Annotated in this window: 1 protein-coding gene; it reads left to right on the top strand. The window is 56.1% G+C overall.

Features of this window, described 5'->3' with window-relative positions; translation table 11 throughout:
• Window positions 1-30: 30 nt before the first annotated feature.
• Entirely contained in the window at window positions 31-315 is a 285-nt protein-coding gene (locus tag EKH49_RS16420; protein WP_013349906.1) for an HU family DNA-binding protein, read from the top strand.
• The last annotated feature ends 29 nt before the right edge of the window (window positions 316-344 follow it).

The raw sequence follows: 344 nt of genomic DNA, 5'->3' as shown, positions 1-344 counted from the left end.
CTTGGATCACTAGTCCAGGAGGACCATACATTGGCTATGAACCGTAGCGAACTTGTTGCTGCTGTTGCAGCGAAGACCGAAAACTCCCAGGTTGCCGTCAACGGTGTTCTGGATGCAGTCTTCGAGGTTTTCGTCGACCAGATTTCCAAGGGTGAGAAGGTGTCGATCCCAGGTTGGTTGGCTGTAGAGCGCACCGATCGTGCAGCTCGTACCGGCCGCAACCCGCAGACCGGTGAAGCAATCCAGATTCCTGCTGGCCACTCGGTCAAGCTGACCGCTGGTTCGAAGCTGAAGGCTGCTGTAGCCAAGAAGTAAGCTTCCTGTAGAGCTTTGCGCAAGGCCCG

It is taken from the genome of Glutamicibacter sp. HZAU, from assembly GCF_004100365.1.
In the GTDB taxonomy this organism is placed as follows: domain Bacteria; phylum Actinomycetota; class Actinomycetes; order Actinomycetales; family Micrococcaceae; genus Glutamicibacter; species Glutamicibacter nicotianae.
The sequence above is the reverse complement of the archived record's forward strand: the minus strand, read 5'-3'. Positions and strand labels throughout refer to the sequence as shown.